12 protein-coding genes and 1 tRNA gene are annotated in these 17132 nt (G+C 71.9%); 10 read left to right on the forward strand and 3 right to left on the reverse strand.

Features of this window, described 5'->3' with window-relative positions; genetic code table 11:
- Positions 1–85: 85 nt before the first annotated feature.
- Complete coding sequence (locus tag WMF29_RS41905) at positions 86–418, reverse strand: polyhydroxyalkanoic acid system family protein (RefSeq protein ID WP_437325681.1); 333 nt, start codon at positions 416–418, stop codon at positions 86–88.
- Between the two features lie 407 nt (positions 419–825).
- Between WMF29_RS41905 and rseP the strand changes: the two genes are divergently transcribed.
- From rseP to WMF29_RS41920, 3 genes are all read left to right on the forward strand, one after another.
- The gene (rseP, locus tag WMF29_RS41910) at positions 826–2496 is read left to right on the forward strand and encodes an RIP metalloprotease RseP (protein WP_437325682.1); all 1671 of its coding nucleotides are present in this window, start codon (positions 826–828) and stop codon (positions 2494–2496) included.
- Complete coding sequence (locus WMF29_RS41915; protein ID WP_437325683.1) at positions 2489–3970, forward strand: RsmB/NOP family class I SAM-dependent RNA methyltransferase; 1482 nt, start codon at positions 2489–2491, stop codon at positions 3968–3970. The genes rseP and WMF29_RS41915 overlap by 8 nt, the downstream gene beginning before the upstream one ends.
- Before the next feature lie 282 nt (positions 3971–4252).
- Entirely contained in the window at positions 4253–5794 is a 1542-nt protein-coding gene (locus WMF29_RS41920; RefSeq protein ID WP_437325684.1) for a serine/threonine-protein kinase, read from the forward strand.
- A gap of 143 nt (positions 5795–5937) precedes the next feature.
- Here WMF29_RS41920 and WMF29_RS41925 read toward each other — a convergent pair whose 3' ends face one another.
- Positions 5938–6897 carry a PEGA domain-containing protein gene (locus tag WMF29_RS41925; protein WP_437325685.1) on the reverse strand — a complete coding sequence of 320 codons (960 nt, stop codon included), beginning with the start codon at positions 6895–6897 and terminating at the stop codon, positions 5938–5940.
- A gap of 255 nt (positions 6898–7152) precedes the next feature.
- Here WMF29_RS41925 and WMF29_RS41930 point away from each other — a divergent pair, with 255 nt between their 5' ends.
- Positions 7153–9999, forward strand: coding sequence for a hypothetical protein (locus WMF29_RS41930; protein WP_437325686.1), 2847 nt, complete (start codon positions 7153–7155; stop codon positions 9997–9999).
- 44 nt (positions 10000–10043) lie between these two features.
- Here the strand turns inward: WMF29_RS41930 and WMF29_RS41935 are convergent, their stop codons facing one another.
- Positions 10044–11543 (reverse strand): hypothetical protein, encoded by a 1500-nt coding sequence (locus tag WMF29_RS41935; RefSeq protein WP_437325687.1) that lies wholly within the window; start codon positions 11541–11543, stop codon positions 10044–10046.
- Positions 11544–12232: 689 nt separating this feature from the next.
- On the opposite strand from WMF29_RS41935, the gene WMF29_RS41940 reads away from it, so the two are divergent.
- The 6 genes from WMF29_RS41940 to WMF29_RS41965 all read left to right on the forward strand — a co-directional run bounded on the left by WMF29_RS41940 (position 12233) and on the right by WMF29_RS41965 (position 17011).
- Positions 12233–12538, forward strand: a complete 306-nt coding sequence (locus WMF29_RS41940) for a hypothetical protein (protein ID WP_437325688.1) — start codon at positions 12233–12235, stop codon at positions 12536–12538.
- Positions 12535–13884, forward strand: a complete 1350-nt coding sequence (locus WMF29_RS41945) for a hypothetical protein (RefSeq protein ID WP_437325689.1) — start codon at positions 12535–12537, stop codon at positions 13882–13884. The genes WMF29_RS41940 and WMF29_RS41945 overlap by 4 nt, the downstream gene beginning before the upstream one ends.
- A gap of 186 nt (positions 13885–14070) precedes the next feature.
- On the forward strand, positions 14071–15408 hold the full coding sequence (locus tag WMF29_RS41950; protein WP_437325690.1) for a hypothetical protein: 1338 nt from the start codon (positions 14071–14073) through the stop codon (positions 15406–15408).
- Between the two features lie 39 nt (positions 15409–15447).
- Positions 15448–15521: transfer RNA gene (locus tag WMF29_RS41955), tRNA-Gln, on the forward strand.
- A gap of 468 nt (positions 15522–15989) precedes the next feature.
- On the forward strand, positions 15990–16571 hold the full coding sequence (locus WMF29_RS41960) for a sigma-70 family RNA polymerase sigma factor (protein ID WP_044970125.1): 582 nt from the start codon (positions 15990–15992) through the stop codon (positions 16569–16571).
- Entirely contained in the window at positions 16568–17011 is a 444-nt protein-coding gene (locus tag WMF29_RS41965; protein ID WP_437325691.1) for a hypothetical protein, read from the forward strand. Before WMF29_RS41960 ends, WMF29_RS41965 begins: the two co-directional genes overlap by 4 nt.
- Positions 17012–17132 lie beyond the last annotated feature (121 nt).

Consider the following 17132-nt stretch of genomic DNA (forward strand, 5'->3'; position numbering starts at 1 on the left):
GCGTACTTCGGCCGGCGAAGTAGATACTGTCGGAGCAACATAGCGCCGCCTGGCGCTCATGTCCATAGCGGAACAGCCCGCTCGCTCAGGGGGCTTTGCCGCCTCCCTGGGCCCGTTCGCGGTGCGCCTCTTCGATGAAGTGACGAACCTCCTTGTCGATGGCGGCGATCGCCACCCCCTTGAAGGGGCGCATCAGGAGAGGCACGTCGAGATCCACATCCACGGCGCCGGGGCGGAGCTCCATGCTGCCTTTCAGCTTGACGCCCTTCACCGAGAAGCCGAGCTCGGCGCGCCGCGGATCGCGCCACACGAGGAAAGGCTCGTACTCGGCGTACCGCTCTCGGTACTGCGCGATCGCTCGTTCGGTGGCCAGCTTTGCCTCGCTGTCGCTCAGGTCGTGCTCAATCGTGTGCTTCATGATGGGACCTCGCAGTTCGTATCAGGGCACATCGCGAGAATCGGCCAGGGGACCGTCCGCCGTGAGGCGTCGCTCGCGGGCGCAGCGCCCGGCCGAGTTCCATCGGTGAGATATCACGGATGCGCGGGGCACGCGGCCCTCCGGCGCTCGTCAGCACCGCGCATCGCACGCCCGCGCTCTGTGACATTTCGCCACGCGGCGGGACCGCGGGTGTTCGTGGGCGGCCGACCCGGGCCATCGCCGTGAAGGCACCTCACGCCGGAGGGCGCCTTTCCACGGACCGGACGGCGTACCTGCGCCGGAGGCCTGCGCCGGAGGCCGCCCTTCGCGCGGGGGCGCCGCGGCCCCGCGCCCCCTCAGTGGCCAGTGGTCACCGAGCCCGGCCTCGCGTAAAGACAACCGCCGCCGTGGACCTCCTGTATTTCGCGCTGCTCTGCTCCGTGCTCATCTTCGTGCACGAGCTCGGCCACTTCGTGTGCGCGAAGATCTTCGGCGTGAAGGTCCTCACCTTCTCGATCGGCTTCGGCCCCCGGGTGCTGCGCCTCCGGGGCCGGGAGACGGAGTACTGCGTCGCGCTCCTGCCCCTCGGCGGCTTCGTGAAGATGCTCGAGGAGAACCGGCAGGAGGCCGTGCTCCCCGAGGATCGCAAGCGCACCTTCGAGTCCCAGGCGCTCTGGAAGCGCGTGATCATCGTCATGGCCGGCCCGGCGATGAACGTGCTCTTCCCGGTGCTGCTCTACTTCGCCGTCTTCATCGGGGAGACCCGCTTCGTCCCGCCGACGGTCGGCGTGGTCCTGCCGGGGCACCCGGCCGAGGGCCGGCTGATCCCGGGCGATCGCATCCTCGAGGTGGACGGCGAGCGCGTCAGCACCTTCGCCGAGCTGCACCGGATCGTGACGAAGAGCCCCAACCAGGAGCTCCGGCTCAAGGTGTTCCGCAACAAGGAGCACGTCGAGGTCACGGTCGTCCCGGAGGAGAAGGTCGTCCAGAAGCCGCTCGAGATCGTCGACCGGGTGGGAGAGATCGGCGTCCGGCCGAGCCGCCCCGCCGCCGTGGTGGGCGTCTCGCGGCCCGACTCGCCCGCGTTCCGGGCCGGGCTGCGCACGTTCGACGTCGTGACGGAGGTGCGCGGCACGCCCGTGAAGACGTTCGCCGATCTGGAGCTCGCGCTCGAGGAGAGCCGCGGCGCCACGGTGCCGGTCACGTACCTGCGGCCGGTCACGGTGCCGCGCGCGCTCGGCGGCCTGGCCGAGCTCGCCGTCTACGAGTCGGGCGTGGCCGCGCTGACGCCGGAGAGCGGCCACGGCGACCTGCTCGCGCGGACCGGCATCGAGCCGGCCGACCTCTACGTCGCCGAGGTCCCCGAGGGCTCGGCCGAGTGGGACGCCGAGCTCCGGCCGGGCGATCGCATCACGGAGGTCGACGGCGTCGAGGTCACCGCCTGGTCGACGTTCGTCGAGCGGCTCTTCGCGGCCCCGGATAGATCGCACGTCATCACGTGGCAGCGCTCGGGCCAGCGCAAGAGCGGCACCATCGAGCTCCGCCGCGAGGACTGGATCGACGAGTACGGCCAGCACCGCCCGCGCTTCTACCTGCGCGCGTCGAACTGGTCGCCGATGGTGGCCGAGCCGTTCGTCGACAGCCCGTCGGCCTTCCAGTTCGCCCTGGAGAGCGCGGTCGACGAGACGTACGACGTCATCCGGTTCATCGTGGTCGGGATCGTCCGCATCATGGAGGGCAAGGTCAGCATCTCCACGCTGGGCGGCCCGATCACGGTGTACGACGTGATCGGCGAGGAGGGCGCGAAGGGGGTCAGCTACTTCGTCTGGGCGATGGCGGTCATCTCGATCAACCTCGGGCTCATCAACCTGCTGCCCATCCCGGTGCTCGACGGCGGCCACCTCCTGTTCTTCACGTTCGAGGCCGTGCTGCGGCGCCCGCTGCCGCTGCGCGTCCGCGAGATCGCGAGCCTGGTCGGGCTCGTGGTGCTCATCGGCCTGATGGGCATCGCCTTCAAGAACGACGTCGAGCGCCGCTGGGACGTGATCCAGGGGCAATTCAAGGAGCTCGTTGGCTGACCGGGGCCAAGGTGACGGGCGCGACGGGGGCCGCGGCGCGGCGCGCCCGCCGCACCCGACCGAGAGCGCGCCGCGCGCTGTCGCGGCGCGCGTGCTCGCGCGGGTGTGGGGCTCGGAGGCCTTCGCCTCGGCGGCCCTCGACGCCGAGCTGCGCCGCGCGCCGGCGCTGGACCCGCGGGACGTCGGCCTCGCGACGGAGCTCGTCTACGGCGTCCTGCGCACCCAGGCGGCGCTCGAGGCGCGCATCGCCGAGTTCGCCGCGAAGAGCCGCTGGACGACCGACCCGCTGGTGCGCGCCCACGTGCTGATGGGGGCGTACTCGCTCTGCTTCCTCGATCGCGTCCCCTCGTTCGCCGCGGTCTCGGAGGCGGTGGACGGCGCCCAGGCGGCCGGCGGGCCGCGGGTCGGCGCGTTCGCCAACGCCGTGCTGCGCCGGCTCGCGGCGGCCGTGGAGTCCGGCGGTCGCCCGCCGCTCGCGAGCGCGGTGGTCGCCTCCGCGCCGGGGTGGCTGCGGGGCGCCCTGCGCCGCTCGCTCGGCCGGGCCGCGGCCGAGGCGTTCCTGTCGGCCGGCCCGGTGCCGCCGCCGACCGGCCTCTGCCTCGCCCCCGGCGAGGACCGCGGCGCGTGGATCGAGGCGCTGCGGGCCGCCGCGCCCGCAGCGACGTTCGAGGCGGGGCGCGTCTCGCCGGCCGCGATCGTCGCGCGGGGAGCGGGCGATCTCCGGCGGCTCCCGGGCTTCGGCGCCGCGTGGATCGGCCAGGAAGAGGGGGCGCAGGCGCTCGCCTTCGCGCTCGGCGCGCGGCCCGGCGAGGCCGTGCTCGACGCCTGCTCCGGCCGGGGCAACAAGTCGTGGCTCCTGTCGCGCGCGGTGCTGCCCGGCGGCGCGGTGGACGCGGCGGATCTGTACCCTGCGAAGCTCTCGCAGCTCCGCGCGGCGCTGGGCGCGCCTCCCGTGAGCGCAGAGGGCGCAGGCGCGGAGGCCGGCGATGCGCAGGGCGGCGCGCGCGGCGCGCTCGGGCGGGCTGCGGCCTCCGTGCGCGAGACCTACGCCGTCGACTGGACGGTGGGCGCGGGCGACGTCCCCGAGGGCTACGACCGGGTGCTCGTCGACGCCCCATGCTCCGGGGTGGGCACGCTGCGGCGGCGCCCGGAGATCGCGCTCCGGCGCGAGGCGGACGATCTCCCGCGCCTGGCCGATCTCCAGGTCGCGATCGCGCGCCGCGCCGCGACCCGCGCCCGGGACGGCGGCCGGCTCGTGTTCGCTGTGTGCAGCGTGCTGCGCGAGGAGTGCGAGGCCGTGGCGGCGCGGCTCGCGGCCCCGTCGGACGACGGCCTCGGCGTCCGGCTGGAGCCGGCGCCGTTCGACGCGGAGCTCGCGCGGGAGCTCGCGGGCGGCGGCGACGCGTTCCGGCTGCTGCCGCACGTGCACGGCACAGACGGGTATTTCGCCGCGATGTTCGTCGTGCGGCGGTGACGACGCGTGATGGCGCGTGACGACGCGCCCGTCCGCCGTCCTTGTACGATGGTAGGCAGATAAGAGCAGCTTGACTTCCGGACAGCGCTTGGACTTGCTAACGGCGTTTTGGTGGCAGCTGCCCATCCGCGAAGCGCCGCCAGTTGTCGGCTGATGTAAGGAGGTGGGGTTACTGGTGCGCTAGCCGCAATTTGTCTCCGCGGTGTTTCTTATTGCTAGGCACTCGCTTCGTGTCGCCGCACACTCGTACGGTCAGGGCACTTAACAAACCTTCTGAGTAGCGTGAATCCTGCGCCGAACCTCCTGCCCAACACCCCGGCCGAGCTCGGGCCCGGGTCCGTGTTGGGTCGTTACGAGCTGCTGCTGCCGATCGCGGCAGGCGGCATGGCCATGGTGTGGGCGGCGCGGCTGAAGGGAACGCGCGGCTTCCAGAAGATCGTCGCAGTAAAGACGATGCTGCCGACGCTGTCCGAGGACGACCAGTTCGAGCGCATGTTCCTCTCGGAGGCGTCGCTCGCGTCGCAGATCCGCCACCCGAACGCCGTCGAGATCCTCGATCTCGGCGAGCAGGACGGCGTGCTGTTCCTGGCGATGGAGTGGATCGACGGCATTCCGCTCAACCAGGTGATGAAGGTCGCGAAGCGGCAGAACGGCATGCCGATCCCGATCGCGGTGCGCATCGTGGCGCAGGCCTGCGCCGGCCTGCACGCCGCGCACGAGCTCAAGGACAAGAGCGGCAAGCTCGTCGGCCTTGTGCACCGCGACATCTCCCCGCAGAACATCCTGGTCACGTACAACGGCCTGGCCAAGGTGGTGGACTTCGGCGTGGCCAAGGCCACGGCGCTCAACGACAGCACGACGCAGGCCGGGCAGCTCAAGGGCAAGGTGAGCTACATGGCGCCGGAGCAGGTGCGCGGCGGCGCGATCGACCGGCGCGTCGACGTGTTCGCGATGGGCATCGTGCTCTACACGCTCACCACCGGCAAACACCCGTTCCGCAGGGAATCCGAGGGCGCGACGCTGTTCGCCATCTCGTCGACGGACCCGGTGGAGGCGCCGCACGAGTTCCAGGCCGACTACCCGGCGTCGCTCGAGGCCGTGCTGATGCGCGCGCTCGAAAAGGAGCGCGACGAGCGCTACGCCACGGCCAACGAGCTGATGCGAGCGCTCGACAAGGCGCTGCCGCCGAGCCAGCGAGCCACCGACGAGGACGTCGCCAATTTCGTCCGCGAGCTGTTCGAGGACCAGCAGGAGCAGACGCGCGCGGCCCTCACCGAAGCGCTGGAGCGCGCCGACCGCAATCAGCTGAGCAACAACCCCGGCGTCTCCGACGTGACCGGCCGGAGCCCCTCGTCGGTGAGCGCCTTCAGGACCGTCAACCTCCGCGGCGCAGCCCCGGGCGCGGCCGGAACGATCACGCTCGACGACGAGATCCCGCCGTTCGCGCGCTCCAGGAGCCGCGCGCTGCCCGCCGTCGTGATCCTTGGTCTCCTCGCCGCCGGCGTGCTCGCCGTGCTGCTCCGGAGCGGCGACGCACCAGCCCCGCTTCCTTCCGGCGCCGCGCCTGCCGCCCCGGCGTCCGCCGCCCCGGCGCCCGCGCCTCCCAAGGCGGAGGCGCCCCCAGCGACCGAGCTCGACGCGCCCCCGAGCGAGCCCTCTGCCCCCGTCTCGGCCAGCGCAGCGCCGGCGCCGGCGCCGCTCCCGGCGTCACCCGCGCGCGCGGCGCCCCGCCGTCAGAACAAGCCCGCCGAGCAGACCAGATCGCCGAGCCCGACGCCAACCCCCACGCCGCCCAAGTCGTGGAAGCACGATCCGGGGTTCTAGAGCGGGGCGCATCTTCGTGCGCTACGGGCTCATCCGCGTCGTTCGGCTCGCTGCGGCGTACTTTCGTACGCCTCACTCGCCTGCCTAGCGGCTGAGCCCGTAGCGCACGAATCTGCACCCCGCTCTAGGCGAGTTCGACTCCCTCAGAACGTTCCTGAGAGACTCGCGCCAATCTCGGATCCGCCCGCGACGGGCACGAGCTGGAGCGAGGTCTTCTCGGGCTCTTTTGGCTTCCTGTTCTGAAGGAGCAAGATCGCGGTCGCCGTGCCGACCGCGACGACGCCGACGCCGAGCGCCACCTGCGCGCCGTAATGATAAAATTTGAGGTCGTCGTAGCGCGACTGCATGGAGGGCGGGCACGATTTGCCTTCCGCGCCGCAGGCGTCTTCCAGATCCTTGAGCGCTCCCTGGCGGAGCCCGAACAGCACCCCGGAGCCGATCAGGCTCGCGGCGCCGACGCCCCCGATGACGTACGGCACCACCTTGGACGGCGGCCTCTCCCGCAAGGCGCCCGCCCGGATCAGCAGCTCTTGCGGCAATGCTTCGAGCGTCACCTCGACGCGCGTCACCCCCTCCTCTTTGAGCTCCACCGTTTGTTGAAACGGCTTGTAATTGGGAGCCTTGGCGGTGAGCGCGTGAGGCCCGGGATCGAGCGGCACCTCGACGCCGATGGACGTCCCGCCGAGGGCGATGCCATCGAGCGCAATGGCCGCGGAGGCCGCCCCCTTGCCGCGCACGATGACGAGCTTCGGGATCCGGGCGCGCAGCCGGCCGATCGACTGATCGACCTCGGCCCGAAACTCGGGCCCGACGGCGTCGGCCTCGGCGAGCGCCAGCTCGTAGCCACCGAGCGCGGCCACGAGCCGCCCCAGGTTCTCCTCGCACACGGCGATGTGGAAGCGAACCTGCGGCGTCATCCGCACCTGGCCGACCTCTCGAAACCGCTGCAGGGCCGCGGCCCAGTTGCCCGCCTGCTCGAGCTCGGTCGCCTGCTGAAACTGCGCGCGGGCTTGCTTGAGCTCGTCGGTGTCCTGGGCGAGCGCGGGCGCCTCGAGCAGCAGCAGCACCGCTGCGACGCGGAAAATTCGCGGGAAATTCCTCATGCGGCGCTCGCCATGGTGACTTGACGCCTCCGCTCCTGTCAACGTGGCGGCGCGGCCTTCGCCACGCGCGTCAACGTGGCGACGCGGCCTTCACCGCACGCGTCAACGTGGCGGCGCGGCCTTCGCCGCGCGACGCCGCACCGCGTCGTGGCTGGAGGTGTGCGCGTGCTGGCGGAGCTCCGCGCGCGGATCCTGACGCAGCCTCCTCGATTTGTGGCCGCGAAATCCGCCAGCGAATGATACTTTTGTCGTTCGATGTCGACCTTTAGCTTTCTGCGTCGCTTCGCGCTGCTCCGCGCGTTCTCGGCCGCCGCGCTGACGGCGGGGATCTTCGCCGCCGCCGCTTCGTGCAGCGTGCCGGACTTCGAGTTCGCGTCGGTATCCGGCCCGCCGGCGCACTGTACAGACGACACGCAGTCCGACGGCGAGACGGGCCTGAACTGCGGCGGCGAGTGCGATCCATGCCCGCTCGGCTCCGGCTGCGTCGCGAGCCGCGACTGCGCCGAGGGCGAGTGCATCGACGGCGTCTGCCAGGAAGCGGGCTGCATGAACGACGCCCGCGACGGCTCGGAGTCGGACATCGATTGCGGCGGCAGCTGCGACAGGAAGTGCGCGACCGGCCAGACGTGCAACCGGGCCGGCGACTGCGAGAGCGGCGTGTGCCAGGACGGCCAATGCGTCGCGCCGACGTGCACCGACGGGGTGCCCAACGGCACCGAGAGCGACGTGGACTGCGGCGCCGACTGCGGGGGCTGCCAGGACGGCAAGATCTGCCGCTCGAGCGGCGACTGCCTCAGCGACGATTGCATCGACGGGGTGTGCGGCCCCACCTGCCCGGATGGGCACGCCAACTGCGATCGCCAGGCCGAGGGCGAATGCGAGGTGAACATCCGCACCGACACGGACAACTGCGGCAGCTGCGGCCTGAAGTGCGCGCTGCCGAACGCGACCGCCGAGTGCCAGGGCGGCGCCTGCAAGGTCAAGGCGTGCGAAGCGCCCTACGCCGACTGCGACGGCGATCCCGAGAACGGCTGTGAGGTGAACACCTCGACGGACTCGAGCCACTGCGGCGGGTGCGACGAGCTTTGTCCGGCCGCGAACGGCGACGCGTATTGCGAGGCGTCGGAGTGCAAGATCGAGTGCGACGCGGGCTTCACCGACTGCAACGGCCAGGTCGTCGACGGTTGTGAGAGGGCGACTACCCGTGACGTGTTGCACTGCGGCGGGTGCGACATCGAGTGCGTGCCCGAGGCGGGCGGCAGGCCCTGGTGCCGCAACGGCGTTTGCGGCGAGACGATTTGCCCGGCCGGCAGGGGCGACTGCAACGGCGACCCCGAGGACAGCTGCGAGGTGAATCTGGCCGCCGATCCGGAGAACTGCGGCACGTGCGGCGGCCTGTGCACGGTCGCCAACGGCACCGGCAAGTGCACGGCCACCGGCTGCGCCATCGGCAGCTGCGAGCCGGGCTTCGCCGACTGCGACGGCAGCTACGACAACGGCTGCGAGACGAGCACGGACACGAGCCTCAGCCACTGCGGCGCCTGCGGCGAGACCTGCACCATCGCCGGCGGCACCCCCAAGTGCGAGGGCGGCGACTGCAAGGTGCGGACGTGCAACAGCGGGATGGGCGACTGCGACGGCAATCCGGACAACGGCTGCGAGACGAACGTCAACTCGAACCAGACCCACTGCGGCGCCTGCGCGGCCGCCGGCGGCGTCAACTGCAACACAATCTACGCGAACGCCACCGCGACCTGCCAGGGCGGCGCGTGCTCCTTCGCTGGCTGCAAGGCGGACTACGGCAACTGCAACAGCTCGCTGACCGACGGCTGCGAGGCCAACATCAGGACCGACGAGGGGAACTGCGGCGCCTGCGGCACCCAGTGCAACATAATCCACACCACCAGCAACCTGTGCCTCGACGGCACCTGCAACCCGGTGTGCACGAGCGCGCAGTACGACGCTTGCGGGGTACCGAGGAACGGCTGCAACATCGACCTGTGGAACGACGAGAGCAACTGCCTCGGCTGCAACCTCGTGTGCCAGAGCGGGGCCAGCGCCCACGTCACCAGCAATCAATGCAGCTCGTCGGGCTGCACCCCGGTGTGCAGCGGCCTGTGGCGCAGCTGCGACGGCAACGGCATGAACGGCTGCGAGAAGGACGTCTCCGGCGACGTCAACGCCTGCGGCGCCTGCAACACCCAGTGCCTCCAGGCGCACGCGAGCGCCACCGCCTGCACGGCCGGCACCTGCGTGCCCACCTGCGACCCGGGCTGGAAGGCTTGCGGCGACCCCCGCGAGGGCTGCACGACCCAGCTCGGCACCGCCAGCAACTGCGGCGACTGCGGCCACGTGTGCTCGGGGACGAGGTCCATCTGCTCGAACGGCAACTGCGTCGTCTCGCCGGACATCGTCGTCGTCAACTCGGGCACGACCGGCACCCTGAGCACCATCGGGAATTCGGCGCCCATCATCAACGTGAGCCACGCCCTGCAGACACCGCGGGACAACGATCGCATGGTCCTTGTCGGGATCGTCGCCTCCGAGAACTCGCTCGTGCCGGTGAGCGTCACCTACGACGGCACGCCGATGACGCTCTTCAACACGCGGCAGGCCGACAACAACTCCGCCGCGCACATCTACTACCTCCTGGACAGCCAGCTTCCGGCCGCCACCGGCAACAAGCCCGTGGTGGTGCAGATGGCGAGCTCGAACACCTGGGGCGTGTACTTCGCCAACGTGGTGGAGCTGAAGGCCGTGCACCAGTCGAACCCGTTCGCGAGCGCCACCACGACCGGCATCCACACCAACACGGCGGACTGCGGCGCCAGCGCCGTGCCCCGAGGGGTGACCACCAACTTCAGCGCGAGCGGCTCGTTCGTGTACACGGTGATGGCGGCGCGCAACGGCAACACCGGCGCCACCATCAGCCCCACCGCGGCGACCTCCACCATGAACCGGCGCCTGACCGATCCGACGACCATGGTCGCGCTGGCCGGCTATCTCGTGGCCAACTCCAACACCACCATCTCCTGGACGGTGAGCGGCTGCTACAGCACCGCCGGCGTCGGCGTCGCCGTGCGGCGCGCCAGCGGCGGCTGAGCGCCTCGAGGCGCCACGCTCCTCCCTCGATTCGCGGGCGCCGGCTACCTGACCAGCCGCACAACGACGAGCTCGCGCTGCCCGCCGACGGGTCCGAAGCCGAAGTCGCCCGGACCGTCGAGCTGGCCGGCGAGGTAGACGGAGTGTTCTCCTCCCGTGCAGACGGCGAAGAAGCGTCCGGGAGCGTCGAAGACCTCCGGTTCGCCCGGCGTGCCGTCGGCGGCGAGGCGGACGAGCATCGGGCTCTCCTCAGCGCCGTAAGCGCCACCCGTGATGAACACGCTGCCGTCTGCCGCGAAGGCGGAGGCTCGTGTGAAGTAGTCGGCCTCGTCGCCGAAGAGGGAGCTCCACAGCGGCTCGCCGCCGGGGCCGAAGCGAGCCGCGAAGAGCTTCGTGGAGCCGCCCGTGTTCCGTGAGCCTCCGCCGAAATCAGCCGTCCCGTTCATGTAACCGACGATCAGCGCGCCGCCGCCCCGCGCGCCGCTCATGTCGTTTGCCAGCGTGTAGCCATCAACGCCGAAAGGTTTTCGGGTCAAGATCTGTCCAGTCGGTGAGACCTGCGTCAAGTACGAGCCGTAGCCGAACGAGTGCGTGGCGTATCCCGTGAGCCAGACGTTCCCGTCGCTGCCGAGCGCCATTCCGGTCGCGTTCGTCATGGGCCACGTGTCGAGGTCACCTCTCGGGTGAAGCACCTGGCTGGTGACATAACCGCCATCGGTGTCGAGCGTCAGCAAGAAGGCCGTCTCCCCACCGGCCTCGTGGACGCCGCCGCCGAAGTCGATCTCACCGCTGACGTAGCCCGAGACGTACACGTTGCCGTTCGGCGCGACTGCCGCGCTCTCGGCCACGTCGTACCCCATACCGCCGAAATGTCGCGCCCAGATCACCTCGCCGTTCGCCGCGACCTTCATCACGAACAGGTCGGGGCCCCAGCTCTCGTTCGTGGGCAGCCAGATGTCGTCGCCGATGACGACCCTGGTGCGGTACGTGCCGACCGCGATGATCGACCCGTCGGCGAGCGGAGCAATCCCGTTCACCTGCGTGTCGTAAGCGGCGCTGCCGAAGCTCTTGGCCTGCACGAGCTCGCCGCTCGGCGAGAGCCACAGCAGCACGGCGCCGGCGTGCTCTTCGCCATTCAACGAGAGGGTGCCATCCGCCCCACCGCCGACCACGAGCCGCCCCTGTGCGTCGAGCGCCGCCGCATAGAGGCTGTCGTTGACGCCCTCTCCGGGGAACACGACGCTGTAACCGGGGCCGTCCTCCGAGGGAAAACCGACGCCGGGGTCCTCACCTCCCGCCCCCGGGCCCCCCGAGGTACTGCTGGCGCCGGCCGCGCCCCCCGTCGCGCCGGCCCCGCCCACCGCCTCGCTGGAGCCGCTCGTCCCCGCGGCGTGACCGCCGCCGGCGCTCGCTTGCGCGCCGCCCGCGTCCGCGCCGGCGCTCGGCGCCGAACCGCTCTCCCCTTCGCCGATCCCTTGCACGATCCTGCCATCGCACGCAGCCGTCACGAGCGCCGCCGCGAGGGACCAATTCGCGAACGGCACCCACCGATGCCGAAGCCCCCGCCCGTCGCTACCGCCCCGCCCGACGACCGATGCCACCATGAGGACAAGCTATCACGGATACCCGAACGCCCCTATGCTCTGCACGTATACGCCCCGTTGCAAACATTACCGCTCCGGCATTCTTCGGCGCTCATCAGAAATGATCACCTGCGCTCGTCGGAAATGGCACGAGCGTGGACATCAATCGTTGCGTGGACGGCGAGCGCAGACCTGGAGCACGCGAGGGCAACGATGCGAATGATTGCGTCGGCCCGTCCGCCGGGGGGCTGAACGCGCCTCCGTCAGGGAGCTCATCGACCAACGTGGTTGACGAGCTCCCGCCCCCGGGAGCCAACCACGCGGGACATGGTTCCACCTGGCGTATGTGTGCATCGATTATCGCGGTATGCCGGATTTCGGCCACGCGGCGGCCGCCCATGGTCTCCACGCCGCAGCCTCTCGTCTCCACACCGGAAGCGGCCCTCAAAGCCGCCCTCTTGCCCATTCTGCAAGCGCTCACCTCCCCGGAACGGCGAGCGCCCTCTTCCATGCCCTGTGCCCGCACCCATCTCTCGCCGCGCCCCGGACGCCGACCGCCTGGACGGTCGGGCGAGCCCGATCGCTGCCGTGTCGCGCACCCTCCAGCCGCTGTACCGTGCCGCGCGCGTGTGAGAGGATCGGGCGCGACCATGAAGAGGATCAAGCTCAAGCTCCACAGCGACGAGTATCACCTCAGCGCCGTCGGCTATCTGTTCGAGGACCCGGCGCCCGCCGCGGATCCGGCGGGGGTGAAGCCTTTCTCGATCCGCAACACGGTGTTCCCCGAGTTCGATCTGGATCCCGGTAACTACGTGTTCCGCTTCAGGGTCCGGAACGGAAGCGGCAAGTTCCAGATCTTCGCCTTCGATCCCAAGACGAACCAGAGCACCCGCGCCGAATACGACACGTCGAGCGGCGACGACGGCCTCACGTTCCGGTTCACGGTGGCGCCGTGAGGGGCGCCCCGCTGCTCCGCCGCGCCGCCGCGCTGCTCTCGCTCACGCTGGCCGCGCCCGCGCTCGCCCAGGGCGCGGGGCAGCCGTCGGCTCCCGTGCCGCCGGGCGCAGCGCCCCCGGCGCGGCCGGCCGCCACCGCGCCGGCCGCCACCGCGCCGGCCGCCACTGCGCCCGGCGCCCCCACGGCGGCCAGCGCCCCCACGGCGCCGATCCCGTCTGCCGCGCCGAGCACACCCGCCGCGCCTGCCGCGCCGACGCCGGGCGCTGGCGCGGCCGTGGCGCCCGCGCAGCCGGGCCGCGCCATTGCGCCGGTCGCCCCGGCCGCCCCCATCGCGCCGCTCGCGCCAGCCCAGGGCGCGGCCATCTCGCCGGCCGCCACGGGCCGCGAGCTCGTCTACCTCGTTCCGGCCAAGGTCACGGGCAGCTCCGACGGCGCGGCGCTCGCGCGGGTCGGATTCGGCGTGCTGGCCGGCTTCGGCGAGGTGACGGACCCGACGGCGTGGGATGTGAGCGCCGTGATCGAGGCCGAGGTGGCGGCCGAGAACGGGCTGGCCACGCTGATCGGCCTTTCCGGCACCGACGATTCGGCCCAGACGCCCACAGGCACCCTGCGCCTGTCCGCCTCGTTCGCGCGCCTCGACTTCGAGGGGGAGGGCAGCTCGGCGTATCCGCCGCTGATCCTCTACGTCGGCGGCGCGGTCGGCCGCACCCGGTTCAGCTACCTGGGTCCGGGCCCCGAGCGGCGCGACCAGAGCCTGCCGCCGACCTACGCGCCGCGCGAGCTCACCGCCGTGCCCTGGAGCGTCGGCGCGGCGGCGGTCTACGTCGGAGAGGGCGGGAAGAAGCTCGCGCCCACCCTCGAAGGGCAGATCAAGTTCGACTCGCGCTGGACCGCGTCGACGGACACGCTCGAGTGGTGCGAGCCCGCGGGCGACGTCGTCCACGGCGTGGATCCGGTCACCCAGTCCACCACCTTCGTCCCTGCCACGCGCTGCAGGAAGGAGGTGCTCGGCGCGCCGGTGCAGAGCCAGGAGCTCACGATCGCGGCGCACGCCGGGCTCGTCGACAAGGTGGCGAACGCCTCGTTCCGCGCGGCGCTCGGCGCGAAGGTCGCTGTCGCGCTCAACGACGAGGCGCCCGCCGATGTCCGCCTCAGCCTGCGCGCCCCGGTCCACGTGACGCTGGCGCGCGCGCCGGTGGGGACGGAGTACCGCGGGCTCATCCGGCTGATGCCAGCGCTCAACGTGGTCCGTAGCTCGACCGGGGGCACGAGCGTCGGCGGCATGCTCGAGATCGCCTTCCTCGGCCAGCGCGCGATGTTCGCCGACAACTACACCGACCTCTGACGTCAGGCCGCGACGCGCCCCCGCGGGCCCTGCCGCCGGACGCAGCGCTCCCGGCCTGGGCGCCTGCCCCGCCCGGCACCTTTCTTGGCCCACCGCGCCAGCATCCGCTACCGACGCACGAGAGCAGCGGAGGTGCACCCGGAAGCAGCATCGGGTGGGCCGCCGCGGCTCGCTAGGGAGACAGCGATGGGCCCGAGCGCAGCGTACAAGGTGGAGGGGCTTGACGACGGCGTGCCGGCGTCGGGCGGCGCGGAGGGGTGCGGGCAGGGGCAGCTGAGCAGCCTCTGCAGCGCCCCCACGATGCCGTTCACGTCGCACGCCGGCGGCGCGGAGGAGGTCCCGACGGAGTCGAAGCCCTGGTGCATCGACCACGGCGGCTTTCTCGAGGCGATGAGCACGGTCGCGCTCTGGCGCGCGCTGGAGCTGGGGGAGCTCCCCCACAGCACGCGGGTCTGGCGCGAAGGCCTCGAGTGCTGGACGCCGGCCGGCGAGGTGAAGGCGCTCGGCTGGACGATTTCCCAGCCGCCCCCGCGCGACGAGGCGTCCGCCCTCTCCGCCGTGGGCGAGGCGCCTGAGTCCACCGGCCCGCTCAGCTTCGCGCTGACGCCGGACGACCTCAGCTCCGTCGCGCCCCGCTTCCACCAAGGCGCCCCCGCGAAGGCGCGCGGCGAGCGCGCCGAGGCCTTCACCCTCGGCCGGTTCCCGCTGACCGAGACCGTGCTGCGGCAGGACAGCCCTTCGCAGCCAATTTCTCTTGACATTCCGTCCGGTTTCCCGGCTGCACCCTCGTCCCCGCCCGACACGCTCCCGAGCGCCGGGGCGCTGAGGCCCGGCGCCGCGAAGCCCGGGCTCGGGCCGGCGCGCGGCGCGCGCGACGCGGATCAGACGTCGCGCGGGCGCGTGTCGGGCGCCTGGTCGCGGCTCGCGCGGCGCGCCCGCGTCTCTCGCGGCGCCGCCGGAGCGGCCGCGGGCAGCGCGGCGCTCGTGCTCGTGCTGGGCCTCTCGGTGCTGAGCATGGTCGCCCCTGCGGCCGCGCCTGCGAGGCCTGCGGCCGCGCCGGCTGCGCACCCCGGCGTGGCCCAGGGCGTCGCGGCCGCCGCCGCGCAGATCGCCCTGCCTGCCCCGAAGCTCGAGACGGCCGGCGCTGCGGCGCTCGCCGTGGCAGCGCCCGTCGCGACCCAGGCGCGCGACGGCGCGGCGACGGAGGCCCCCTCGCCGCGCGACGGCGCTGCGACGGAGGCGCCCCAGGCGCGCGACAGCGCTTCTCCGGAGGCACCCCAGGCACGCCGGGAAGCGGCCGCGGCCTCGGTCGAGGACACCGACGCGCCCGCGTTGCCGCTCCACCGGGCGGAGAAGGCCTCGGCGTCCGGCGCGAAGCCGGCGCCGGCGGGCCGCCGTGAGCGCGGGCAGTTCCGCCTGAGGCGAGGTCGATCCGAGGCGGACGCCACGCGCGGCATCAGCTATCCGGCCCGCAGAGCCGACTCCTGGATCGGGACGGGTGCCATCCTGCGCGACTCGCGCTAAGGTGCGCGCCGCGCGGCGGTCGGCTCCGTCCCGCAGCACTCCGGCGTCGTTCAAGGGCAGGACGGGGGACTTTGAATCCCCTAATCGTGGTTCGAATCCACGCGCCGGAACCATCGAGCACCCGCGCCCTCTGAGGAGGGTCATGGCGGCCGATCGTCATCGCGCGGGCGGGCGCGCCTCGGGCGAGGTCGCACCGCCCCAGGGGAGCGTCCTGCGCCGTCATCCGCTCGCTATTGTCTGGCGCGGTCGAGCCGGGGTTGTTTACCGTGGTCTCACCGAGGGCTCCGCGCCTGCCGCGCGGCGTGCGCGAGCCCCTGGCTCCTGGAGGACCGGACGGCGTGGCGAGCGATGAAGGGGCCCGCGGACGCGGAGCCCCGAATGTAGATACGGCCCGCGGACGCGGAGCCCCGAATGTAGATACGGCCCGCGGACGCGGAGCCCCGACCCATGGTGATGCGGCCCGCGGACGCGGAGCCCCGGCCCATGGTGATGCGGACCGCGGACGCGGAGCCCCGACCCATGCGGGCGCGGAGCTCGAGCGCGCGTCGGCGGCGCCGCTCGAGGCGGGCGAGGCGCAGTTCATCGCGCGGCTCGTCGCGCGTGACGAGAGCGCGTTCAACGAGCTCGTGATCATGTACGAGCGCCGCGTGTTCGCGCTCGTCTACCGCATGCTCGGCCGGCGTGACGAGGCCGAGGACGTGTCCCAGGAAGTCTTCGTGCAGGTCTTCAAGGCGATCGATCAGTTCCGCGGCGAATCGAAGCTCTCGACGTGGATCTATCGAATCGCCGTGAATCTCTGCAAGAACCGGACGAAGTACCTCTCGCGGCGGCACGCTGGCGCCCAGGACGACGTCGACGCCATGGCCGAGCGGGTGCCGCTGTCCGCGGCCAAGGGCGTGAGCGTCGGCGACGTGAGCCGCCCGGACGAGCTGGTGGAGGGGATGCAGCTCGAGGCGGTGGTGAAGCGCGCCATCGGCCAGCTCGATCCCGAGTTCCGGGAGGCGCTCATCCTTCGCGACGTGGAGGACATGTCCTACGAAGAAATCGCCTCGGTGACGGGTTTGCCGGATGGGACCGTGAAGAGCCGGATCCATCGCGCGCGCGGGCAGCTCCGCGCGCTTGTCGAGAAGATGATGGGCGAGAAGGTGAGAGGCGGGAAATGAGCGAAGCGGACGACCCGAAGCGCACGGGGCAATCCGATGAGCCGGCCGCTTCGGGCGCGGAGAGCGGCAGCCGTCCCACGGCTCCCCCCGTGGAGCGCCCGCCCGCCGCCGCCGCGCCCCGAGACGATCTCCCCGAAGACGATGACTTCCCCGAGGAAGGCGACCTCCCCGAGGAAGGCTCGTTGCCGCTCGTGGACGAGCTCGATCTGCGCGAGCTGGTCCGAGGCGCGATGCGTCCGCCGCCCGCCGCGCCGCCGAGCCTTCTCCGCGGCGTGCAGCGCCGGATCCGGGTGCGCTCGCGCGGGAAGTTCTACGGCGACGGCTGGAGCACCGCGCGTTCGCCGCGCTCGACCTACCTGATGACGAGCCTCTTCATGCTCGCTCTCATCGCCTTCGTCTTCCTGGTCCTGATCCCCTGGAGCGGCGGCGCCCTGCCCTGATCGCCGGTCGCTCCCAGGTTCCCCCGCAGGCGTTGACCAAGCTCGTTCGGTCACGCTCAGGGCACGACGCCCGCCCCCCACCCCCGGTCACCAACGTGAACGTTTACGTGGACGCGAACGT

The organism is Sorangium sp. So ce381 (assembly GCF_051473845.1).
GTDB lineage: Bacteria > Myxococcota_A > Polyangia > Polyangiales > Polyangiaceae > Sorangium > Sorangium atrum.